Below are 22,599 nucleotides of genomic sequence, written 5' to 3' on the forward strand. Positions count from 1 at the left end.
GCGGGGGCGCCCTGATCGAAAGGCGCTCCATGTCGATTGTTTCCAGGCTTCGGGCGGCGGGCTGTGTGTTCGCCGAGGAAGAGGCCGACCTGCTCGTCTCCGCCGCCTCCAGCCCTGATGAGCTCGACACCATGGTCGAGCGGAGGGTGGCAGGGTTCCCGCTCGAGCAGGTGCTCGGATGGGCGGAGTTCTGCGGGCTGCGCATCACGGTCGAGCCGGGGGTGTTCGTGCCCCGGCGCCGCAGCGAGTTCCTCGTGGCCCAGGCCGTTTCCCTGGGCGGGTCGACGATCGTCGATCTGTGCTGCGGGACGGGGGCGATCGGGCTGGCGATCTCCCAGGGGCTGCCGGGTTCCCGCGTGTACGCGGCGGACCTCGACCCGGCGGCGGTGCGGTGCGCTCGCCGGAACCTCTCGCACGTCTACGAGGGGGATCTCTTCGAGGCGCTGCCCGGCGAGCTGCGGGGGACCGTCGACCTGCTGGTGGTGAGCCCGCCGTACGTCCCGACCGAGGCGATCACGCTGCTGCCGGCGGAGGCGCGCGAGCACGAGCCGCGCATGGCGCTGGACGGCGGCGCGGACGGGCTCGACCTGGTCCGCAGAGTCACCGCCGAGGCGGGCGAGTGGCTGGCAGACGGCGGCAGCCTGCTGGTGGAGATGAGCGAGCGGCAGGCCGGCGAGGCGGCAGGGCTGGTGCGCGCGGCGGGCCTGGCGGCGGAGGTGCGGCTCGACGACGAGCTGGGCGCGACTGTCGTGGTCGGCACCTGGTTCGGCGGCTAGGCGAAGGCCGCCTCGAGGCTGTTGCGGGCGAGTAGGTCGAGCTGGTCGTCGGTCATGCCGAGTTCCCGCTGAAGGGCCCGGTAGTTGTCCTCGACGTAGCCGCCGAAGTAGGCGGGGTCGTCGGAGTTGATCGTGACCAGCAGGCCCTCGTCCAGCATCGCGGGCAGGACGTGGTCCTGCAGGGAGGGCACCGCGCGCAGGCGCACGTTCGACAGCGGGCACACCGTCAGCGGGATCCGCTCGTCGCGCAGCCGCGCCACCAGCGCCGGGTCCTCCATGGCGCGGATGCCGTGGTCCACGCGGGATACGTGCAGGATGTCCAGCGCCTCCCACACGTAGTCGGGCCCGCCCTCCTCGCCCGCGTGCGCCACCCGGTGCAGCCCCTCGGCCGCAGCGATCTCGAACACGCGCCTGAACAGCGACGGCGGGTAGCCCACCTCCGCCGAGTCCAGCCCCACGCCGATGAACCCTTCCCGGTACGGCAGGGCCGCCCGCAGCACCCGCTCGGCCTCCTCCGCTCCCCGGTCCCGCAGGAAGCACAGGATGAGGTCGGCCGACACCGGGCTGTCCTTCAGCGCCGCGGTCAGCCCGCCGAACACCACCTCCAGCGGCACGCCGCGGACCAGGTGCGCCTGGGGATCGAAGAAGATCTCGGCCCGCCGTACACCCTGGTCCTGGGCGCGGCGCAGGTAGGCGGCGGCCAGGTCGTAGAAGTCCTGCTCGGTGCGGAGCACCGCCATGTTCTCGTAGTAGATGTCCAGGAAGGACTGCAGGTCGGCGAAGTCGTAGCGGGCCCTGATCGCCTCCGGGTCGAAGGTGGGCAGCTCGAGCCGGTTACGCAGGGCGAGCTCGACGACGAGCTCCGGCTCGAGGGTGCCTTCGATGTGCAGGTGGAGTTCCGCTTTGGGCCGCATGAGACCGAGTAAACCGGACCCGCCGGTATCGTGCGAACCTCCGAACTGTCATGTCATGACCTGGCATAACCCGCCTGCGTGAGTCAGTGGGCGGCGAAGACCTGGGTCCAGAGTGGGCCCTGCTTGGCGTAGCCGACGCCGATGTGGGTGAAGGCGCAGTTCATGATGTTGGCGCGGTGCCCGGGGCTGTTCAGCCAGCCCTCGACCACGTCGGCGGGCGTGCGCTGGCCCATCGCGATGTTCTCGCCCCACGTGCTGATGGGGGAGAAGCCGGCCGCCTTGATGCGGTCGCCCGGCGACCTGCCGTCCTTGGAGGTGTGGTCGAAGTAGCCCTTGGCGGCCATGTCGGCCGAGTGCTCGCGGGCCGCGGCGCTCAGCTTGGGATCGCTGACCAGCGGGCGGCAGCCGTTGCTCGCCCTGGCCTTGTTCGTCAGGCTCACCACCTGGTCCTCGACGCTCGAACCGCCGGTCGCGGGCGTGGTGGGCGTCCTGGGCGTCTTGCAGGACAGGGTGGCGACCGGGGACTTCGCGGGCGCGCTCTTGTAGTCCATCGCGACCACGTAGTAGCGGCGCGGAGTGGTGGTGCAGCGGACGGTCGTGGTGAGGCGGCCGGTGGCGACGTCGCGCGAGCCGCTCTTGACGGCGCGGCTCTTGCCGGCGACGACCTGCACGATCCGTACGCGCAGCCGTGCCGTGTCGGTGCAGCCGACTCTCGAAGCGATGCCCCTGATCATGCCCTTGCCGTCGACGTACGGCTTGGCCGCCGTGACGCGGCACGCCTGTGCGGTGGCCGCCTGGGCCATCGCCGGCACGGGGATGTTCAATGCCGCCAGACTTCCGAGGCAGGCCAGCGCCTGGAGTTGTCTGCGCACTTTGTCCTCCGATGGGGGTTAGACACTGCGTCGAACCCGCATTCTGGACCCCGCAAAAGCCGCATGTCCCCCAAAACCCACCAACACCTGGAGCCCCAACCGTTCCGTCGGCCACGGTTCGCATGCCCGGGGACGCGGATGGCTGGGCGCCGTAGCGGCGCCCAGCCATGTGTCACCGGAGGAGCGTCTCCCTGGACAGAGCCCGGCCGAAGTGCGGTGACTGGCGGTGGGGCGGCCCTGCCGTTCGGGAGCTCCTAAGAATGAGCGGTACAGGAGCTCCTAGGAACGACTAGGAACGAGACGTCAGCACTCCGCGGGCTTGAGCCAGGAGCACTCGAGGTCGCCGGAATCGGTGGATGCGCGGAGCGGGGAAACGGAATCGACCGCCTTGGTGCGGGAGAAGTTGGCCAGGCGGATCGCGATCTTGTCCTCGATGTCCTTGGGCGCTCCCGACAGGTACTGGTTGAGCATGATCGAGAAGATCAGCGGCTCCCCGTCGGCGTCCGTGACGTACCCGGACAGCGAGGTGACGCCCGTCAGCGAGCCCGTCTTGGCGTGGACGTTGTTGGCCGCGGCCGTGCCGCGCATCCGGCTGCGGAGCGTGCCGCCGGTGAAGCGGTCCGGGTTGCCGGCGATGGGCAGGGCGTCGTACCAGGTCTTGAACCAGGGCTTGCCGCGGGCGGCGGTCAGGATCTGCGCGATCGAGGTGGGCGTGAAGCCGTCGCGTCGCGACAGGCCGGAGCCGTCGCGCATGTTGAGCACCTGGACGCCGTTGGCCTTGGCGAAGTCCGTGGTGACCTTGAGTCCGGCGGACCAGCTGCCCTCGCCGGCGACCTTGCGGCCCATGGCCTTGGTGAGGATCTCGGCGTGCATGTTGTTGCTCAGCTTGAGGAAGGGCACCAGCAGCTCGCTCAGCGGCATCGAGTCGTGCCTGGCCAGCTCGGCGGCGTTCGCCGGGGCCGCGCCGGTGACCGTCGGGCCGAGCACGTGGACACCGTGCTTGGCCAGGGCCTTGCGGAACAGGTCGGACACGTACGTCGTGGGGTCGTCGACCGCGACCCACTCCTGGTAGGGGTCCTTGACCGTGCCCGTGATGACGACGGTACGGCTGGCGTGCTGCCGCTCGATGAGCACGTCCGTCTCGGCGCCCACGGTGGCCTTGTTGACGATCTTGAGGTAGTCCGTCTCCGGGGTCGTGGACACCTTGACCTTGTCGCCGTCGGCCGCCACGGACACGATCACCGACCCGGCGTCGTAGTCCCTGTCGGGTGAGGCCGTCAGCGCCGAGATCGGGGCGGCGTAGTAGGCGGTCTCGTCGTCCCAGGCCCAGTCCTGGCCCAGGCGTACCGAGTCGAACCAGGTGTCGTCGGCCACCAGCCTGCCGGTCACCACCTTCACGCCCTGGTCGGCCACCTTGGCGGCCAGCGCGTCGTAGTCCTCGGCCAGCATGGTCGGGTCGCCGGTGCCCTTGAGTACGAGGTCCCCGGTGATCGCCGAGCCGAGCTTGCGGCCCGCATTGAGCACCGTGGTGGGGAAGCGGTAGTCCAGGCCGAGCGTGTCGACCGCGGCGGCCGAGGTGAACAGCTTGGTGTTCGAGGCCGGGGTCAGCAGCTTGCCGGCGTCGGTGGAGTACAGCTCCTCGCCGCTGGCGGCGCTGCGGACCACCACGCCGGCCCGGGCGATCGTGAGCCGGGAGTCGCTGAGTATCTGGTTGATGTCCTGGGTCAGGTCCTGCACGCCGACCGCGGGCTCGAGCGCCGTGGCCGGGGAGGTCGGGCTGGACGCCCACGCGAGGGCCGCGACGAGCGCGCCCCCGACGAGCGTGGCTGAGGTGCGCCGCATGGGAACTCCAAAGGACTGGGGGTCTCGCCTGGGATCATGAGCCAGCCCCCACGGGCTTGGAATCCGCAAATCTCCGTATTTATCGGAGCTTTATGCGGACGGATTCCCCGAGGAGATCAGGAACCCGCAGTCGCCGAAGGAGACCTCGTCCCCGGAGCGCACCCGCGCGGGCCCCACCAGCCGCCAGCCGTTCAACCGGGTCCCGTTGAGCGAGCCGAGGTCGACCAGCAGCCAGCTGCCTTCCTCCTCGCGCCGCAGCTCGGCGTGCACCCGTGACACGGTCAGGTCCGACAGCACGAGATCGCAGGCGGAGCCCCGCCCCACGACGTAGCGCAGCCTGTTGTCATCGGGCAGCGCCAGCCGAGGCAGCCGCGGCTTGCGCCAGGCGGACTGGACCTTGGTCGTGAAGTCGGAGACGGCGGCCACCACATCGGTCAGCCGCTTGCGGAACGTCGGCCGCTCGGGAAAATCGGCGACCAGCTCGTCGAGCTCGTACCGGTTCTGCGCCCGCAACGCCTGGTCGACCCGCCCCACGAACGTGTCGTGCGAGATCCGCCCCTCGACGGCGCGGTCGCGCAGCTCGTCGATCGCTCGGTCACGTTCGCCATCAGATGCGCGAAAGTGCGGATGCGTCGAGCTCATGCCCCGAGTATCGGCCTCATCGCCACCCCCTGTCCAGAATACGCCGATCTCACCGGCCTTCCGGGACCGCAGCGGGAATGGCGAGGCGGTATTTCAAGGTCATCAGGACTGCTGTGAAGATGATGACGGCGGGGATGGCGGTCTGGCCGAGGAGGATGGCGGTGGTGGCCGTGTCCGGCTGGGTGACCGGGGTCGAGGGGTCCGAGGAGACGAAGCCGCCGATCGTGAGGACGGCGCCGAACAGCAACGCTCCCAGGGATGAGACGCCGCTTTCGATGGCCGTCCACAGGCCGGTGAACACGCCCGCGCGGCGCTTGCCTGTCGCCGAGGCGTCCAGGGCGATGACGTCCCCGAGCATCGAGAACTGCAGCAGCTGGACCCCGGCGATGCCGGTTCCGACCAGGAACAGGGTGACGTGCGCGTACCAGGCGCCGACCAGCGGCGTGAGCGTGGCCGCCAGGGTTCCGCCGCCGAACAGCAGGCCGGCCAGGACCATCGCGCCGCGCTTGTCGTAGCGGCGCGACAGCCACACCCACAGCGGCATCGTCAGCAGGATCGGCCCGACGAGCGCCGCGAAGAGGCTGCTGGTCGCCCGCGGGTCGCCGATCGTGTAGGCGGCGAAGTACGGCGCGGCCGCCTCCATCATGCTGACCGCGACCATCTGCGTGCAGCTGAGCACGAGCAGCCGCACGAACGCCGGGTTCCCCCTGGCCGCTGCGAGCTGGGCGCGCCAGCCTCCCGCGTCGGGCTCGGGAGCCCCGGTCATGGGGGCGCCTGCCGTACCGAAGAACGCGCCGAGCATGGCGGCGAGCAGGACCACCGCGATCACCAGGGCCATCGTGCGGTAGCCGGAGCCGTTGACGATGGCGGGGGCGGCGATGCCGCTGATCGCGGTGGCGACGCCGATGAAGACCATCCGCCACTGCAGCAGTGAGGTGCGCTCGTGGTAGTCGCCGGTCATCTCGGCGGGCATGGCCTTGTAGGGCACCTCGAACAGGGCGTAGGCGGTCGCGGCGGCCATGAAGCAGGCGCCCACGTAGAGCGCGGCGGGTACCCCGCGCAGCGGCGGGCCCGCGAAGACCAGGAAGAACAGCACGGGCAGCGTGCACGCGCCCGCGAGCAGCCACGGCCGGCGCGGGCCCCACCGGGAGGTCGTGCGGTCGGACCAGCGGCCGACCAGCGGGTTGATCACCAGGTCCCAGACCTTGGGCGCGGTGACCACCGCCCCGGCCAGCCACGCGGGCACGGCCAGGTAGTTGGTCATGTAGTACAGCAGCAACAGCCCGGGTACGGCGGCGAAGGTGGCCGTGCAGAAGGAGCCCACGCCGTAGCCGAGCCGCACGCCGCGGGAGACCGTGATCACGCCTCACATTGAAGCCTACCGAGCGCTTGTTTGTAAGGTTTTCAGTCCGTCACGTCCGCGCACACCACGTGCGCGCCGATCTCGATCATCCGCCGCTCACTGCGGGCGTCCGCCACCCGGGCCATCAGGATCGGCGCCTCGCTGGCCGCGAACTGCGGCAGCCGTGCCCGCACGCCCCTGTGCAGGTCGCGCACCACGTCCTCGGCGGCCGACATGTGCACCTTGACGTGCAGCATGATCCCCGGCGCCCCGGAGGCCGTGCGCGCCTCGGAGATCCACACGTGGTGCACCAGCGGGAAGTCCATGAGCAGGTGGGCGATCGCGTACCGCAGCGCCGGCAGGATCGGGTGCGCGCACCGGCGGTAGCCGGGGTCCACCTGCTGCATCGGCCCCGACAGGTGCGGCCGCGGCGCCGGGATCCAGGGCAGCGGCGGCGCGTCGGTGACGGTCTCGGGAGCGGCCTGCGCGACCACGCCTCCTCGCGAGATCGTGGCCATCGCCCCGGTCGCGTACGCCGCGGGCACGGCCCCCGACAGCACCGGCGTCGGTCCCGTCCGGGTGGAGGTCAGATAGCGCTGCAGGTCGTCGATCGGTACGGCTGCCGCCGCAGGACCCGCCGCGTCGATGACGATCTCCCGGACCCCGGTGACACGCTGGATGTCCAGGATGGTGTCGGCGTCACAGGCCGACAGAGTATGGCTGCCACGGTGCCGGGCGTATGTCACGGGCCCGGTGTAGCCGAGCAGCACCCGGTCGCCGGCCTGGGTGGTGCCCAGGACGACGGAGCGATCCGGCCGCACAGCCACCAGGACCCCACCGTCGGCGAGCGCTGCCAGCAGGCGGTGCGGAGAGCCATGCTGGGCGAGCACGTCGGCAAGCGCAGGATTCCCGATGCTCATATGACGAACCATAGGTAGTTGGCCACGGCTTAACAGGCTAATAGCCAACAAATCTCCCGATCAAGACAAAGATGGGCCCAACGTGGATGACTTTGGGCCGGCTTGGGTAGGGCGCCACGCGTCTCAGATCCCGGGACCCTCGTGAATGCGTTCACAAGCGTGGATAGACTCAGAGGGATCCCGAGGGGCCCGTTGACGTGTCCCTCAGCCCGCCGCATGCCTCATAAGGATCCACTCGTGACAAAGCCCGTCGTACTGGTCGCAGAGGAGCTGTCCCCGGCAGGCCTCGCCGTGCTCGGCAACGATTTCGAGGTCCGCCACACCGACGGCGCCGACCGCTCGCAGCTGCTGCCCGCTCTCGCGGACGTGGACGCGGTGATCGTGCGGTCCGCCACCCAGATCGACGCGGAGGCCATCGCCGCCGCGCCCAAGCTGCGCGTGGTCGCCCGCGCCGGAGTCGGCCTCGACAACGTCGACGTCGAGGCGGCGACCAAGGCCGGTGTCATGGTCGTCAACGCGCCGACCTCCAACATCACCAGCGCCGCGGAGCAGACGCTCGCGCTCATCCTGGCCAGCGCCCGCAACACCGCCCAGGCGCACGCCGCGCTGAAGAACGGTGAGTGGAAGCGCTCCAAGTACACCGGTGTCGAGCTGGACGAGAAGGTCATCGGCATCCTGGGCCTGGGCAAGATCGGCCAGCTGGTGGCCCAGCGCCTGCAGCCGTTCGGCGTCGAGCTGATCGCCTACGACCCGTACCTGCCGCCGGCCCGCGCCGCGCAGATGGGCGTCAAGCTGGTCAGCCTGGAGGAGGTCATCAGGCAGGCCGACTTCATCACGGTCCACCTGCCCAAGTCCAAGGAGACCGTCGGCCTCATCGGCGACAAGGAGCTGCACGAGGTCAAGCCCAACGTGCGGATCATCAACGTGGCCCGCGGCGGCATCGTGGACGAGGGCGCGCTCTACTCGGCGATCAAGGAGGGCAGGGTCGCGGGCGCGGGCATCGACGTGTTCTCCAAGGAGCCCTGCACCGACAGCCCGCTGTTCGAGCTGGACCAGGTCGTCGTCACCCCGCACCTGGGCGCCTCCACCCACGAGGCCCAGGAGAAGGCCGGCACCCAGGTCGCCCGCAGCGTCAAGCTGGCGCTGGCCGGGGAGTTCGTGCCCGACGCGGTGAACGTCCAGGGCGGCGTCGTGGCCGAGGACGTCAAGCCGGGCCTGCCGCTGGCCGAGAAGCTGGGCCGCGTCTTCACCGCGCTGGCCGGCGAGGTGGCCACCAAGCTCGACGTCGAGGTCCGCGGCGAGATCGCCTCCCAGGACGTGCGGGTCATCGAGCTGGCCGCGCTCAAGGGCGTCTTCGCCGACGTCATCGAGGAGCAGGTCACCTACGTCAACGCCCCGCTGCTGGCCAAGGAGCGCGGTATCGAGGTCGAGCTGGTCACCAGCTCCGAGAGCCCCGACTGGCGCAACGTGGTCACGGTCCGCGGCGTGCTGGCCGACGGCCGCCAGGTGTCGGTCTCCGGCACGCTGTCGGGTCCGCGGCAGATCACGAAGATCGTCGAGGTCAACGGCTACGAGATGGAGATCGAGCCGACGGCGCACCTGTCGTTCTTCACCTACACGGACCGTCCCGGCATCGTCGGCGTGGTCGGCCGCCTCCTCGGCGAGGCCGGGGTGAACATCGCCTCGATGCAGGTGGCCCGCGACACCAAGGGCGGCAAGGCCCTCATCGCCCTCACGGTCGACTCGGTGATCCCGGCGGACATCGTGGAGCAGATCACCACGGAGATCGGCGCGGAGAGCGGCCGCACCGTCGACCTCGAGGACTGACCCCGACGGCGGGTACGGCATGCCGTACCCGCCCTTGGTGGGAACCTAGAGGACGCGGACCGCGTCGCAGCCGAAGAAGCGGTAGACCTGCCCGCCCTCTCCGGTGAACGAGCCCTTGACGCAGGCCTCGGTCATGGCCGGCTGCAGGTCGGCGTCACCGGAGTTGAAGTGCAGGACCATGTCGGTGTCGCCGTCGCGCACCGTCTCGCGTTCTCCTCGCTCGAGGGAATCCTCCAGGTGGCCGCGCTGGTGCACCTCGCTCGCGCCGTTGCCGGCCCACGCCGTCCCGCGCGGGCTGAACCGCACGGTGAGGGGCTGGACGGTCGCCGCGTCGAAGGCGAGTGGCAGGCCGTACTCGCCGGCTGTGGTCGTCAGGACCGCCAGCGGGACGAGTGCGTTCGGCGGGTTGATGGAGTTGGGGTTGCTCCCCGGCTTGATGTTGATCGCCACCGGGACCACGCAGTCGAGGGTGAACTCGACGGTGCGCGTGTTGTTGCCCGGCTCGGGATCGATGTCCTCCGCGCTGGCCGGCTCGATCGAGGCGGTCAGCTTGTAGGTGTGGTGGCCGGGCCGCGTGCAGCCGACCGTGAAGTCGGAGTCGAGCTCGCGTGGGCTGCCCACAGCCAGTGCCGGTACGGCAAGCTCACCGGTGGACGGGGTGATCGAGGCGCCGGACTCGGCGCTCGCGGAGAGCTTCACGGTGGCGTTCATCGGCGTGGAAGGCCCCTTGTTCGCGGCCGTCACGTGGAGCGGGATCTGCTGGGTCTGACCGATGAGGATCTGGTCGGGCGCCGTGGCGGTCAGCCCGGTCACCGCCAGATCGGCCATCGCGACCACCTTGGTGCTCTCCTGGGCCCGGTTGTTTGAGGAGTCGGGATCGGGACCGGCCTGGTTGGAGACCTCGGCGACGGCGTTGATCGTCTTGGGTCCGCCGTTGCGGTAGACGAGGTCCTCCGGCACATGGGCGGTCACGGTGAAGGAACGCTGCCCGTGCGCCGGGATCTCACCCAGATGGCAGCCGGTGGCGTTGCAGGTGGCGGTGCTGCCGACATAGGCGACCTCCGCCGGCAAGGTGACCTTGGCCAGGACCGAGGTCGCAGGAGCCGGGCCGTCGTTGCGTACGGTCACCGTGTAGGTGAGGTCGGTGCCCGCGCCGACCGGGTCGGGGGAGTCGGACAGGGCGACCGACAGGTCGGCGGTGTTCAACGTCTGCCAGAGCTGTTGGATCTCCTCCTCGGTGAGTTCGGGCTCCGTCTCGGGGTTGACGGGGGCGTCCGCGGAGTCGGCGGACTCGTGGAACGGCAGGGAGATGTGGCTCCAGTCGTCGTAACCCTTGAGCGTGCTGGTGGTGCTGGTGTTGACGCACTTCTTGGGATTGCCGCTGGGATCGGCGTTGTCGACGTTGGCGGTCACCGGGTTCTCGTACGGCGGGTCGGCGCCGTCGCCGTCCCAGTCCGGATTGCCGTTGAGGTTGTGGGGTGCCAGGTTGCCCTTCTTGTCGGTGAAGTTGAAGCGGTTGACCTTGTCGCTGGGATCCACGATGACGTTCTCGTTGAGCATGTTCTCGACCAGCGGGGCGAGCGGAGCCGTGTCCCGGTTGGAGCCGTCCAGCGCGGTGCGCGGCGGGGAGTAGTCCAGGATGGCTCCGCCTTGCTGCTGTGGGATGCCCGGCTTGTAGGTGTAGTTCATCAGGCTGACGTAGTTGGGCTTGCAGGGGTTGTTCTCGAATCCGCCGTGTCGCAGCCCGAGGTTGTGACCGAGCTCGTGGAAGAGGGTGCGGCCTGTGCCGTTGTGATCGACTATGTCGTTGCCACCGATCTCGCCCTGCCCGCCCTTGCCGCACTTGGCCGAGCCGGCGAGGCTGATCCCGTAGTGGAAGATGAAGCGCCTGGCCGGGTCGAAGGCCGTGCGCTTGGTGTTGTAGAAGGCGTTGCCGTCGAACCCGCAGAACGGGGCGACGCCGAGGAGCTCGCTCCCCTTCCACAGGTCATGGAAGTCGTCGCCGATCAGGCAGTCGTCGTCCTGGGCGTCCGTCTTGGAGTCCCCGTCGTTGTCGACGTTGTCGAGGCAGTTGCCGGGCTGGGGGTCCTCGACGCTGCCGTCGAGGAACGTGCAGTCGGCGTCGGCACCGTCGATGTCTCCGTCGCCGCCGTTGTCGATCCCGTCGCCGCAGGTGCCCTTGGCCTGTCCCTCGCGCAGGTCGGAATCGGCCCGCGCGCCCATGTCCAGGTGGAAGGTGATGCCGCGCTTGCCGTCGGGGTTGCGCACCCCGCCGGCGTCGACAGGCGCGGCGGCGTAGGCCGCCCTGACGGCCTCCACGTCCTCCTTGGAGGGGAAGTGGTCGCCCACGTAGTCCAGCTCGACGAAGAGGTCCTTGTGATCGGGCTTCGCCCCCATCTTGGGCAGATCCACGTCGATGACCGAGTCGGCGTTGTCGTTGTAGCCGTTGCGCTCCCAGCCGTCCAGCAGGCCGTCGCCGTCGGCGTCGCCGGTGGTGGTGTCGGTGGAGATGTCGAAGCAGACCTCCACCCGCGGCTCGTCGTCATCGCCGCCGTCGCCGATGGAGCAGGCCTGTGGCCAGTTGACGTCACCGGTCCAGCGGCCGGTGTCCATCGAGACGGTCAGGTCCAGGTTGTTGTCGCCGTTGTTCGGGCTGGCGTCGCCGAGGTCGTGGCCGGAGGTGGTGTCCCAGTCCCAGATCTGGATGGTGATGGGCACCTGCGTGTGCGTCGAGTCCACGTTGGCGGGGATCACCCAGAACGGAGTCACCTCCTCCTGGTCGTCGGGGGCTCGGGGAGGTCTGGGTTGCTGCACACCGTCGATCCAGACCAAGGTGAAGAAGTCGGCGGCCGACTCGCCATCGCTCTCCAGACCGTCGTTGCGGCAGTCGTCGATGCATTTGACCTTGGTGATGGTGAGTGCGAGTGGCCGGGTGGCCGTGGAGTGCGCCGGCGCTGCGGACAGCAGCGCGGCGACGAGCAGGCTCGCCACGAGGGCGGCCAGGCGCGTTAAACGCATGGTTGGTTCCCCTCCCTAGGTACTGTCTGGCGCCTACGGTGGGGCCTTTTCGCACTCGCCGCCTGAGTAGGACGTACTCAGCTGGTCACACAGTGCGATCTCCAAGCGCGTCTCAAGATGTGAGATGCTAGGACATCCAACGAGATTCCGAGGTAACCTGGCGACTAATGCGCCAGGTTCTCGTACTTATTACCTGCCGCGGCGGGGCCTGTTAGGGCAGGTCGACGACTCGCCGCGGTGGAGCGGCGTGTGTCGGCCGATAAGTCCCTCCCTCCGGAGGTCCGTGACCCGGATCTCGCGAGCATCAGACCCGGTCAAATTCGCGACCGGAGTCCGGCTCCCGTTCATCCGCGCCCGCGAAGAGAGATGAGACTCATGTACGAGATGTACCCCTGGAACCGATCCGAGGAAGGCAAAGACGAGGCCGCCGAGGCCCTGCAGACCGCCCTGGACCGCAGAGACAACGGCGGCGCCCCCACCGAGCGCTGAGGGCCGGCTAAGACAGGTCCTGAGTGGCCGCGTGGGCCAGGGCCAGCGCGCCCAGCAGCGGCGCGTCGTCGGCGAACCTGGCTGCTCTGATCTCCGGCGGGAACGGCACGGACCGCCGGAGCTCGTCCGCCAGCCTGGGCAGGATCAGCTCGGCGGCGCCCATCATCCCGCCGCCGACCACCAGGCGTTCCGGGTCGACCATCGCGCACAGGTTGGCCACGCTCATCGCCAGCGTGGCCAGCGCCTCGTCCACCAGGTCGGCCACCGGGCCGTCGGTCACGGACAGGACCTCGGCGGCCGTCACCTGGCGGCCGAGCAGCGCGCTGCCCTGGGCGGCGAGCGCGCTTCCCGAGACGAGCTCCTCCAGCGGTGCCCGGCCCTCGGCGAAGGCCGGCCGGCCGGGCCGCACCTGCACGTAGCCGATCTCGCCCGCGGCGCCGTGCGCGCCGGGCACCACGCGCCCGCCCGCCACCAGCGCCGCCGCCAAACCCGTGCCCAGGTTCAGGTAGAGCCCGGTGGAGACGTCCTGGAGCGCGCCCCAGCGCAGCTCCGCCGCCGCGGCCGCGTTCACGTCGTTGTCGATCGCCACCGGCGTGACGCCGTACTCCTCTCGCAGCAGCCTCGGCAGTTCGAGACCCTCCCAGCCGGGCACGTTCGGGGCCAGCCGTACCACGCCATCGCGGATCACCCCGCACGTGGAGAAGCCGACCGCGGCGGGGGCGCCGTCGAGCGCCCTGGCCGCCGCGAGCGCGCGGGCGAGCGTGTCAGGGCCGGTGTCCAGCCGGGTCCGCGTCAGGATGAACGGACCGTCGGCCCCGGAGACCCCGATCGCGACCTTCGTACCTCCGACGTCGATGCCCAGGACCCGGCTCACCGGGCCGCGCCTCTGCGGGCCACCGAGTCGATGGCCACGGCCAGCGCCAGCACCGCCGCGGTGACCATGAAGCGCACCGAGGAGTCCACGCTGAGCAGGAACATGCCGTTCGTGATGGCCTGGATGACCAGCACGCCGAGCAGGGCGTCGTAGGCACGGCCGCGCCCGCCGAACAGCGAGGTGCCGCCGATGACGGCCGCCGCGATCGCCATGAGCAGGATGTCGCTGCCGCCCGAGGCCTGGTTGACCGCCGACAGGCGGCTCGCGGCCAGGATGCCGCCGGCCGTGGCCAGTGCGGAGGCCAGCATGAACGCCAGGATCCTGATCCTGACGACGTTGATGCCGGCCCGACGGGCCGCCTCGGCGTTGCCGCCGACCGCGTAGATGTGCCGGCCGAATGTGGTGTTTCGCAGAATGAGATCAAAAATCACCACGAGTCCGCCGAAGATGATCAGCAGCAGCGGGACGCCCCGGTCCGCCGACATGATCAAGACGACGGCCCCCAGCAGCACGGCCAGCCCGCCGGTCCTGACCAGCAGCCACCACACCGGCGTCACGGGCAGCCCCGCGGACAGCCTGGCCCGCCGTGCCAGCAGCGACGAGCCGCCGGAGAGCAGCACGAGCAGCACGACCAGCCCCCACGACAGCCAGCCGGGCAGCCAGGTGTCGCTCAGCTTGGAGATGAACCCGGTGAACGGCAGGTTGATCGTCCCGCCCTCGCGCAGCAGGTAGAGCAGCAGGCCCAGCCACCCCATCAACCCGGCCAGCGTGACCACGAACGACGGCATCCGCAGCTTGGTCAGCATCAGCCCGTGCAGGAACCCGATCGCCGCCCCGATCACCAGCGCCGCCAGGATCGCCAGCAGCGGGTTCCAGCCCTGCTTGACGTGCAGGATCGTCATGATCGTGGCGCACAGCCCGCTCACCGAGCCGGCCGACAGGTCGATCTCGCCCAGCAGCAGCACCATGATGATGCCCAGCGAGATCGTTCCGGTCGCGGCCATCTGCAGCGCCAGCGTGGTCAGGTTCACCGGCGCCAGGAAGCGGTCGTTGAGCAGGCTGAACACGATCGCGATCGCGACCAGCCCGCCCACGACCGGCCAGGCGCCCACATCGCCCTGACGCAGCCGCTCCACCGCGACCTTCGGGGTGTACGGCTTGCGCACCAGCGTGTCCGTCATTGCCTCGCTCCCGTGATCGCGGCCACGATCTCTTCCTGAGTCGCGGTGGCCGTTTCGAACTCGCCCTCGTTGCGTCCCAGCCGCAGCACCACCACCCGGTCGCTCACCGCCCGCACGTCGGCGAGGTTGTGCGAGATGACCAGCACCGCCAGGCCGCGCTCGCGCAGCCGCCTGATCAGGGCGAGCACCTGCGCCGTCTGTTCCACGCCGAGCGCCGCGGTGGGCTCGTCGAGGATGACCACGCGGGGCTCACCGATCAGCGCCCTGGCGATGGCAACGGACTGGCGCTGGCCGCCCGACAGCATGGCGACCGGGACCCTGATGTCCCTGATCCGCACGTCGAGCTGGTGGAGCAGCTCCCGGGTGGCCTTCTCCATGGCGATGTGGCCCAGGACGCTGAACCTCCTGCGCTCGGTGCCGAGGAAGAGGTTGGCCACCACGTCGAGGTTCTCGCAGAGCGCGAGGTCCTGGTAGACGGTCGAGACGCCCAGGGCCTGGGCGTCGTGCGGGGTGCTGATCCTGACCGGCTCGCCGTCCACGGTGATCGTGCCCGAGTCCGGGTTGACCACCCCGGCGATGGTCTTGACCAGGGTGGACTTGCCCGCGCCGTTGTCGCCGACCAGCGCCACGACCTCGCCCTCGCGCAGGTCCAGGCTCGCGCCGCTGAGAGCCTGGACCGCGCCGTACCGCTTGGTGATGTCCTTCGCGGAGAGCATTTACTGGATGCCCGCCTTCGCGCAGGCCTGCTTGACCTCGGCGGTGCAGATCTGGTCGACCGTGTAGAACTTGTCCTTCACGATCGTGTCCTTGATCTTGTCGGCGGTGACCGCGATGGGGTCGAGGAGGAAGGCCGGGATGTCGGCGGTGCCGTTGTTGACCTTGTCGGTCGCCTGCGGCTTGTCGCCCTTGACGAGCGAGACCGCCAGCTCCGCGGACTTCTCCGCCTCCGACCTGATGTCCAGGTAGATGGTCATGTACTGCTCGCCCGTCAGGATGCGCTGGACGGCGGCCAGCTCGGCGTCCTGGCCGGTGATGGGCGGCAGCATCTTGTAGCCGGCCCGCTTCATGGCCGCGATCGCGCCGCCCGCCATGCCGTCGTTGGCGCTCAACACGCCGACGACCTGGTCACGGCCGATGGCGGTGATGGCCTGCTCCATCTCCTGCTGAGCCTTGTCCGGGCTCCAGTCGGGAGTGTCGAACTCCCTGCCCACCTTGACCTTGCCGTCCAGGACGCTCTTGGCGCCCTTCTTGTAGTCGGCGGAGCTGGGGTCGGTCGGCGAGCCGTGGATCATCACGATCTGGCCCTTGTCCGCGGTGCCGCGCGCGTTCATCGCGTCCAGCAGGGCCTGGCCCTGCATCTCGCCCACGCGCACGTTGTTGAACGAGACGTAGTAGGCGTAGTCGATGCCGGAGATCAGCCGGTCGTAGGCGACCACCGGGATGTTCTTCTGCTTGGCCTGGTTGACCAGCGGCGCCACCGCGTTGGCGTCCACCGCGTCGAGCACCAGGACGTTGGCGCCCTGCGTGATCGCCGCCTCCACCTGCTGTTGCTGCTTGGCGGGATCCTGCTCGGCGTTGCTGTAGAGGACCTTGCAGGCGCCGCAGAGCGCCTTCACCTTGGCCTCGAACAGCGGGCGGTCGAACGCCTCGTACCGCGTGGTCTTGGACTCGGGCAGGAACAGCGCGATCGTCCCGCCCTTCTCACCCGCCGCCGGCGCCTGTGACTGGCTGGCGGTGGTCGTGTTGTTCCCGCAGGCAGCGGCCAGCAGGACCGCCGCAACAGGAATTGTTCGCCATGCTCGATGCATCGCCCATCGTCCTCTCGAGCCCTCTGCCGGCTGCTTGGTAAGAAAGGTAATTTACTATTAGGGGTATTGGCTAGAGTTCTCCTCTGAGGAGGCGAAAGATGCGGGGTGAGCTGGGTAATCCGCGGCTGCTGCGGGTGCTGAACGAGCGACGGCTGCTCGACCAGCTCCATGAGCACGGTCCCGCGTCGCGTGCCGATCTGGCCAAGATCACCGGGCTGTCCAAGCCGACGGTGTCGGCCGCGCTGGCCGGACTGGAGGAGGACGGGCTCGTCCACCTGGTCGGCGAGGTGTCGGGCAGGCCGGGTCCCGTCACGTCCCTGTACGACATGAACGCCGGTTCCGCCCACGTCGCCGGCATCGACATCGGCCGCGACTGGATCAGGGTGGCGGTGGCGGACCTGCGGGGCGCCTTCGTCGGCCGCACCGACGGGCGCAACACCGCGCGCAGCTCCGCCGAGCTGGCCACCGTGGTCGACCAACTGGCCAGGGCCGCCGCCCGCGAGGCCGACCTGGACTGGAGCTCGATCGCCTGCGCGGTCGTGGGCACGCCCGGCGTCTACGACCAGGCGGTGGGCAAGCTGCTGTTCGCCCCGAACCTGCCCGACCCGGACATCGCCGAGCGGCTGCGCTCGGCGCTCGCGGTCGACCTCGTCATCGAGAACGACATCAACCTGGCGGCCGTCGGCGAGCACGCCTACGGCGAGGGGCAGGGCAAGAGCAACTTCGCGCTGGTCTCCATCGGCACGGGCGTCGGCATGGGCATCGTCGTCAACGGCGAGCTCTACGTGGGCGCCAGGGGCGCCGCCGGCGAGGTCTCCTACGTTCCCGCCGCCGAGGACCCGTGGGATACCGGTGATCTCCAGGCGCACGGCTCGACGGAGGCGGTCGCCGCCGCGACCGGCGTGGTGCGCGCGGCCCGCTCGGCCGGCCTCGACCTCGCCACGGCGAAGGAGGTCTTCACCGCCGCCGCGGGCGGCGATCCGGTGGCGCGCACGGTCGTGGAGGCGGAGGGCCGCCGCATCGGCGCCCTCCTGGTGACGGTCGCCGCCGTCCTTGATCCCGAAGTGATCGTGCTCAGCGGCGGAGTGGGACGCAACCTCGACCTCCTCGGGGAGGCCATCCAGTCGCGCATCGACGAGCTCGGCCCGCTCAGGCCCGTGGTCGTCCCCAGCGCGCTCGGTGACAGCGGCGTCCTACTCGGCGCCGTCGCCCACGCCCGCTCCCGCGCCTGGGACCTGATCTTCGACTCCCGCCGGGCATAGCTGTCTTCCTCGGCCCGCCCGACGTCTCTGGGCTGCGGAGCTTTTCTCCGCGTGTTCTCCGGTACGGCACGCCGTCCGGCGTCTCTGAGGTGCGGGGCTTTTCCCTGCGTGTTCTCCGGTACGGCAGGCCGTCCGGCGTCTCTGGGGTACGCGGCCTTTCCCTCGTCTTCTCCGGTACGGCAAGCCGCCCTACCGGCCGCCCGCCGTCGTGGCTTTCCGGCGCGCTCGCGGCGTGTCCCTCACGGGAGGCCGCCACCTCGTCGTCACGGCGCCCGGGATGCACCTGCCTGGGCCCGGGCTTGCCGCCGTACGACAGCGCCGCCGACCGCCGTCCCACGTCTCGCCGACCCGGCGCCGGGAGGGCCCACAGGGGTCCCGATCCCTGCAGCACCTGGGTTTCTCCTAGGCGCCGGGTCGGCGAGACGTGGTGCGGTGGAGGGCGGCGCCCATGTACGCCGGGCAACGCGGGACCTGGGTAAGCGGGTCGTGGGCGCCGTGACGGCGAGGTAGCGGCACCCCATGAGCGTGGCGCCGCAAGCGCGTCGGTAAGGCGCGACGGCGGGCGGCGGGTGGGGCGGCTTGCCGTACAACCGCAAGCCTGTCGAACAACAGCAAGCGCCGAACAACAGCAAGTCCGTCGAACAGCAGCTGTCGAACCACAGCAAGCCTGTCGAACAACGGCGCGCCTGTCGGACGACGGCAAGCCGCCCCGAAAGAGGAGGAGTTACAGGGTTGCGGTGGGCATGGCGGGGGCGGGGGATTTGCGGAGTTTGATCTGGTTGGCCCACTGTTTGACGCCCTTGGGGTCAGGGCGGACGGCGCCGGCGAAGCTGGAGCGGCGCCAGCCCGACAGGGGCTCTTCCTTGACCACGTCGCCCGTGTGGGGCGCGTCGACCATGTAGCCCGGTCGCGAGACCATGCCGACGTGGCCGAGGTCGTGGAAGAAGACCAGGTCTCCGGGTCGGAGATCCTTCCAGGCGATCTTGCGGGAGAAGGCCGAGTACTGCTCGGCGGCGGTGCGGGGGAGGGTGATGCCGGCCTTGCCGTACGCACGGAGCATCAGGCCGGAGCAGTCGTAACCGCCGTTGCCCGTGCCGCCCCAGACGTAGGGCGTGCCGCGCTTGGCCATCGCGAACTTCAGGGCGATCTTCCAGGCGGGGGTCGGGAGATGGGATACCTGGACCTGTTTGACCTGCGCCCCGGTGAGGGTGACGGTCGAATCAGAGGAGGGGGTGGGGGACGTGGCGGCGATCGCCAGGAATGCCAAAGTGGCAATGGTAGACAGGGGTCTGTCCTTCCATGAGGCCGGCCGGGTTAGCTGACGGGCTCGGACGTGGAAGGCGCCCTACCGAAAAAGATCGGATTCGCCCCAGGGGGAAAGTGGGTCCCCGGCTCCGTGGAGGGGCTCCACGGATTAGGCGGGGGGGACTCTAACGAAACGGTCAAAAGGGCGCAAATCGGTTAAAGCGACCATGTCCGGGAAGTGAGATGAGGTGTTCGGCAGCCGAGACGAGCAGGTAAGGTACCGGCCATGGAGTCGCGCAACATTCGCCTGGCCGTCGTCCCCGGCGACGGGATCGGTACCGAGGTCGTGGCCGAGGGGCTGAAGGTTCTGGAGGCCGTCGGGCCCAAGTTCGACATCACCCACTACGACCTGGGGGCCGAGCGCTACCACAGGACCGGCGAGGTGCTGCCCGACTCGGTGCTCCAGGAGCTGCGCGGCTATGACGCGATCCTGCTCGGCGCCGTCGGCGACCCGCGCAAGGTGCCGCCGGGCCTGCTCGAGCGTGACCTGCTGCTGCGCATCCGCTTCGACTTCGACCACTACGTCAACCTGCGGCCGATCAAGCTGCTGCCCGGCGTGGAGACCCCGCTCGCCGACACGCCCGCCGAGAACATCGACATGATCGTGGTCCGCGAGGGCACCGAGAGCCTGTACGCGGGCACGGGCGGCATCATGCGCAAGGGCACGCCGTACGAGGTCGCGACCCAGGAGTCGATCAACACCGCCTACGGCGTCGAGCGCGTCGTGCGTTACGCCTTCGAGAAGGCCAAGACGCGGCCGCGCAAGAAGCTCACGCTGGTGCACAAGACCAACGTGCTGACCTTCGCCGGCGACCTGTGGCAGCGCACGGTCAACCGGCTGGCCGAGGAGTACCCGGACGTCGAGACCGACTACGTGCACATCGACGCGGCCACGATGTTCTTCGTCAACCAGCCCGAGCGCTTCGACGTGATCGTCACCGACAACCTGTTCGGCGACATCATCACCGACCTCGGCGCCGCCATCGCGGGCGGCATCGGCCTGGCGGCCAGTGGCAACATCAACCCGGAGGGCGCCGCGCCGAGCATGTTCGAGCCGGTCCACGGCAGCGCCCCGGACATCGCCGGCCAGGGCAAGGCCGACCCGACGGCCACGATCCTGTCGGTCGCCATGCTCCTCGACCACCTGGGCCTGCACGCGGAGGCCGCCAAGGTCGAGCAGGCCGTGGCCGACGACATCGTCGACCGCCTCACCGGCTGGACCGGCCGCACCACGCACGAGATCGGCGACGACATCACCGCGCGAGTATCCGGCTAGGGCCGCCTAGCTCAGAAACGCGCCTGGCGGTTCCTCCAAAGGACCGCCAGGCGCTTTTGCATGCCCGACAACCCTTGCCATCCCAAATAGCGAGACACTAGTACTTATCTGGCACCCGTAGAGAGAAGGAACCCACGTCATGACCATCGCTCAGAAGCTCAGCTTCGATGTGCAGCATTCCGACCACGCTCGCACCGCGGCCGAGCGGGAGCAGGTACTGGCGAACCCAGGGTTCGGTCAGCACTTCACCGACCACATGATCTCGATCGACTTCACCGAGGGCGAGGGCTGGCACAACGCGCGCCTGCACCCCTACGGGCCGCTCTCGCTCGACCCGGCGACCTCGGTCTTCCACTACGCCCAGGAGCTCTTCGAGGGCCTCAAGGCCTACCGCCAGGTCAACGGGTCCATCGCGACGTTCCGCCCGTACGCCAACGCCGCCAGGTTCAACCGCTCCTGTGTGCGCATGGCCATGCCGGAGCTCCCCGAGGACCTCTTCGTCGAGGCGCTGGAGCTGCTCGTCCAGGCCGATCGCGAGTGGGTCCCGACGACCGAGGGGCACAGCCTCTACCTGCGCCCGTTCATCATCGCCACGCAGGTCGGCCTCGGCGTGAACTACCCGTCGAAGACCTACACCTTCATGGTCATCGCCTCGCCGGCCGGCTCCTACTTCACCGGCGGCATCAAGCCGGTGTCGGTGTGGCTGTCGACCGAGTACACCCGCGCCGCCCCCGGCGGCACCGGCGCCGCCAAGTGCGGCGGCAACTACGCCGCGGCCTTCGTCGCCCAGCGCCAGGCCATCGAGAACGGCTGCGACCAGGTGGTCTGGCTCGACGCCAACGAGCACCGCTACGTCGAGGAGATGGGCGGGATGAACCTGTTCTTCGTCTTCGGCGACAAGCTGGTCACCCCCGCGCTGACCGGGACGCTGCTGCCGGGCATCACCCGCGACTCGATCCTCGCCCTCGCCGCCGACCTCGGGCTCGAGGCTGAGGAGGGCACGATCAGCATCGACGAGTGGCAGGCCGGGTGCGAGTCGGGCGAGCTCACGGAGGTCTTCGCCTGCGGCACGGCCGCGGTGGTCACGCCGGTCGGCTCGGTCAAGGGCGTCAGCCGCGCCTGGACCATCGGCGACGGCACCCCAGGGCCGGTGACGATGCGCATCCGCGAGGAGCTCGTCGGCGTCCAGTACGGCTCCCGCCCCGACGCCCACGACTGGATCCACAAGATCGCCTAGACCTTTTCTCAAGGTTCTTGTACGGCGGGCCACGCCTCCCGGCCGCCCGCCGTACTTCGCCTGAGGGCCCGCGCCCGGCGCTTCCGGCGAGTCGGTGACGGTTGCCCGCCGCTACGGCGCACGGGACCCCTGTCCCGGCGATCCCGGGTCGCACGCCGTAAGGGCGGCTTCCGCGAAGTCGAGGAGGAGGGGCGTGCGGCGGGTCGCGGGCCAGGCCAGGGCGACGCGGTTGGGCGCCAAACCGTCGACGGGGACGTGGGTGACGTCTGGTCGGGTGTAGAACGTGGTCACCGACAGGGGCAGGATGATGATGCCGTGGTGGGCCGCCACGTGTTCGAGCTTCTCCTCGACGCTGCGTTGAGGCGGGAGCTCGCGAGGGCGACGGCCGTGCCACTCGGGCACCACGGAAGGAGCCTGGAGGAGCGGCTCGGCCTCCAGGTCGGCCAGGGTGACGCGCTCCTTGCCCGCCAGCGGGTGATCCCGCGGCAGCACCGCCACCCGCGGCTCCTCGAGCAGCGGGCGTACCTCCAGCCCGCGTTCGTCGATCGGCAGCCGGACGAAGCCCAGGTCCACCCGCCCGTCGTGGATGACCGCCACCTGGTCGTCCCAGCTGGTGCGCAGCAGTTCCACCGTGACCTCGGGATGGCGCCGGCCGAAGGCCCGTACGGCGGGTGTGACGATGAGCCCTGGCATGAAGCCGACCGTGAGCACCAGAGGATCGCCCGTCACGCGCCGCCTGGCCGCCCGGGCCGCGGCCAGCAGCGGCCGCGCGTCCTCCAGCAGCCGCTGCCCGGCCGGCGTGAGCGTCGTGGCCCGCCTGGTGCGGTCGAACAGGCGCGCCTTCAGGTCGTCCTCCAGCGCCCTGATCTGGCGTGACAGCACCGGCTGCGCGATGTGCAGCTCCTGGGCCGCGCGGCCGAAGTTCAGGTGCTCGGCCACGGCCACGAAGTAGCGCAGCTTGCGCAGGTCCAGATCCCCGCTCATACCCTCAAGGTATTACAGCGCCGGAAAAGG

General features: G+C 69.8%; 18 protein-coding genes and 1 riboswitch. Of the genes, 5 read left to right on the forward strand and 13 right to left on the reverse strand.

Features of this window, described 5'->3' with window-relative positions; all coding sequences use genetic code 11:
• Positions 1-29 precede the first annotated feature (29 nt).
• A complete protein-coding gene (locus ACIBHX_RS17070) occupies positions 30-776 on the forward strand; it encodes a putative protein N(5)-glutamine methyltransferase (RefSeq protein ID WP_397068041.1) in 747 nt (248 codons plus the stop codon).
• Here ACIBHX_RS17070 and ACIBHX_RS17075 read toward each other — a convergent pair.
• From ACIBHX_RS17075 to ACIBHX_RS17100, 6 genes are all read right to left on the reverse strand, one after another.
• A complete protein-coding gene (locus tag ACIBHX_RS17075; protein ID WP_397068042.1) occupies positions 773-1,690 on the reverse strand; it encodes an adenosine deaminase in 918 nt (305 codons plus the stop codon). The genes ACIBHX_RS17070 and ACIBHX_RS17075 overlap by 4 nt on opposite strands.
• Before the next feature lie 83 nt (positions 1,691-1,773).
• Positions 1,774-2,562, reverse strand: a complete 789-nt coding sequence (locus ACIBHX_RS17080) for a CAP domain-containing protein (RefSeq protein ID WP_397068043.1) — start codon at positions 2,560-2,562, stop codon at positions 1,774-1,776.
• 303 nt (positions 2,563-2,865) lie between these two features.
• Positions 2,866-4,404 carry a D-alanyl-D-alanine carboxypeptidase/D-alanyl-D-alanine-endopeptidase gene (gene dacB / locus ACIBHX_RS17085; protein ID WP_397068044.1) on the reverse strand — a complete coding sequence of 513 codons (1,539 nt, stop codon included), beginning with the start codon at positions 4,402-4,404 and terminating at the stop codon, positions 2,866-2,868.
• Between the two features lie 90 nt (positions 4,405-4,494).
• Entirely contained in the window at positions 4,495-5,046 is a 552-nt protein-coding gene (locus ACIBHX_RS17090; RefSeq protein ID WP_397068045.1) for an FHA domain-containing protein, read from the reverse strand.
• Positions 5,047-5,095: 49 nt separating this feature from the next.
• Complete coding sequence (locus tag ACIBHX_RS17095; protein WP_397068046.1) at positions 5,096-6,409, reverse strand: MFS transporter; 1,314 nt, start codon at positions 6,407-6,409, stop codon at positions 5,096-5,098.
• Between the two features lie 41 nt (positions 6,410-6,450).
• The gene (locus ACIBHX_RS17100; protein ID WP_397068047.1) at positions 6,451-7,308 is read right to left on the reverse strand and encodes a hypothetical protein; all 858 of its coding nucleotides are present in this window, start codon (positions 7,306-7,308) and stop codon (positions 6,451-6,453) included.
• Between the two features lie 237 nt (positions 7,309-7,545).
• Here ACIBHX_RS17100 and serA point away from each other — a divergent pair, with 237 nt between their 5' ends.
• Entirely contained in the window at positions 7,546-9,135 is a 1,590-nt protein-coding gene (gene serA, locus ACIBHX_RS17105; RefSeq protein WP_397068048.1) for a phosphoglycerate dehydrogenase, read from the forward strand.
• Between the two features lie 45 nt (positions 9,136-9,180).
• On the opposite strand, the gene ACIBHX_RS17110 is transcribed toward serA, so the two are convergent.
• The 5 genes from ACIBHX_RS17110 to ACIBHX_RS17130 form a co-directional block, all read right to left on the reverse strand.
• The gene (locus ACIBHX_RS17110; protein ID WP_397068049.1) at positions 9,181-12,153 is read right to left on the reverse strand and encodes a hypothetical protein; all 2,973 of its coding nucleotides are present in this window, start codon (positions 12,151-12,153) and stop codon (positions 9,181-9,183) included.
• Between the two features lie 496 nt (positions 12,154-12,649).
• The gene (locus ACIBHX_RS17115) at positions 12,650-13,516 is read right to left on the reverse strand and encodes an ROK family protein (RefSeq protein WP_397068050.1); all 867 of its coding nucleotides are present in this window, start codon (positions 13,514-13,516) and stop codon (positions 12,650-12,652) included.
• Positions 13,513-14,697, reverse strand: a complete 1,185-nt coding sequence (locus ACIBHX_RS17120) for a sugar ABC transporter permease (protein ID WP_397068051.1) — start codon at positions 14,695-14,697, stop codon at positions 13,513-13,515. Before ACIBHX_RS17120 ends, ACIBHX_RS17115 begins: the two co-directional genes overlap by 4 nt.
• Entirely contained in the window at positions 14,694-15,413 is a 720-nt protein-coding gene (locus tag ACIBHX_RS17125; RefSeq protein WP_397068052.1) for an ATP-binding cassette domain-containing protein, read from the reverse strand. Before ACIBHX_RS17125 ends, ACIBHX_RS17120 begins: the two co-directional genes overlap by 4 nt.
• Complete coding sequence (locus tag ACIBHX_RS17130) at positions 15,414-16,505, reverse strand: sugar ABC transporter substrate-binding protein (RefSeq protein ID WP_397068053.1); 1,092 nt, start codon at positions 16,503-16,505, stop codon at positions 15,414-15,416.
• A 98-nt stretch (positions 16,506-16,603) separates the two neighbouring features.
• Between ACIBHX_RS17130 and ACIBHX_RS17135 the strand changes: the two genes are divergently transcribed.
• On the forward strand, positions 16,604-17,767 hold the full coding sequence (locus tag ACIBHX_RS17135) for an ROK family protein (protein WP_397068054.1): 1,164 nt from the start codon (positions 16,604-16,606) through the stop codon (positions 17,765-17,767).
• A 724-nt stretch (positions 17,768-18,491) separates the two neighbouring features.
• Here the strand turns inward: ACIBHX_RS17135 and ACIBHX_RS17140 are convergent.
• Positions 18,492-19,034, reverse strand: coding sequence for a C40 family peptidase (locus tag ACIBHX_RS17140; RefSeq protein WP_397068055.1), 543 nt, complete (start codon positions 19,032-19,034; stop codon positions 18,492-18,494).
• Between the two features lie 21 nt (positions 19,035-19,055).
• Positions 19,056-19,198: riboswitch (cyclic di-AMP (ydaO/yuaA leader) on the reverse strand.
• 100 nt (positions 19,199-19,298) lie between these two features.
• On the opposite strand from ACIBHX_RS17140, the gene ACIBHX_RS17145 reads away from it, so the two are divergent.
• Both ACIBHX_RS17145 and ACIBHX_RS17150 read left to right on the forward strand, forming a co-directional pair.
• Complete coding sequence (locus ACIBHX_RS17145) at positions 19,299-20,348, forward strand: 3-isopropylmalate dehydrogenase (protein WP_397068056.1); 1,050 nt, start codon at positions 19,299-19,301, stop codon at positions 20,346-20,348.
• A gap of 139 nt (positions 20,349-20,487) precedes the next feature.
• The gene (locus tag ACIBHX_RS17150) at positions 20,488-21,585 is read left to right on the forward strand and encodes a branched-chain amino acid aminotransferase (protein ID WP_397068057.1); all 1,098 of its coding nucleotides are present in this window, start codon (positions 20,488-20,490) and stop codon (positions 21,583-21,585) included.
• Positions 21,586-21,696: 111 nt separating this feature from the next.
• On the opposite strand, the gene ACIBHX_RS17155 is transcribed toward ACIBHX_RS17150, so the two are convergent.
• Positions 21,697-22,569: a LysR family transcriptional regulator gene (locus ACIBHX_RS17155; RefSeq protein WP_397068058.1), complete on the reverse strand. Its 873-nt coding sequence runs from the start codon at positions 22,567-22,569 to the stop codon at positions 21,697-21,699.
• Positions 22,570-22,599: the final 30 nt, after the last annotated feature.

It is taken from the genome of Nonomuraea sp. NPDC050536, from assembly GCF_044457685.1.
In the GTDB taxonomy this organism is placed as follows: domain Bacteria; phylum Actinomycetota; class Actinomycetes; order Streptosporangiales; family Streptosporangiaceae; genus Nonomuraea.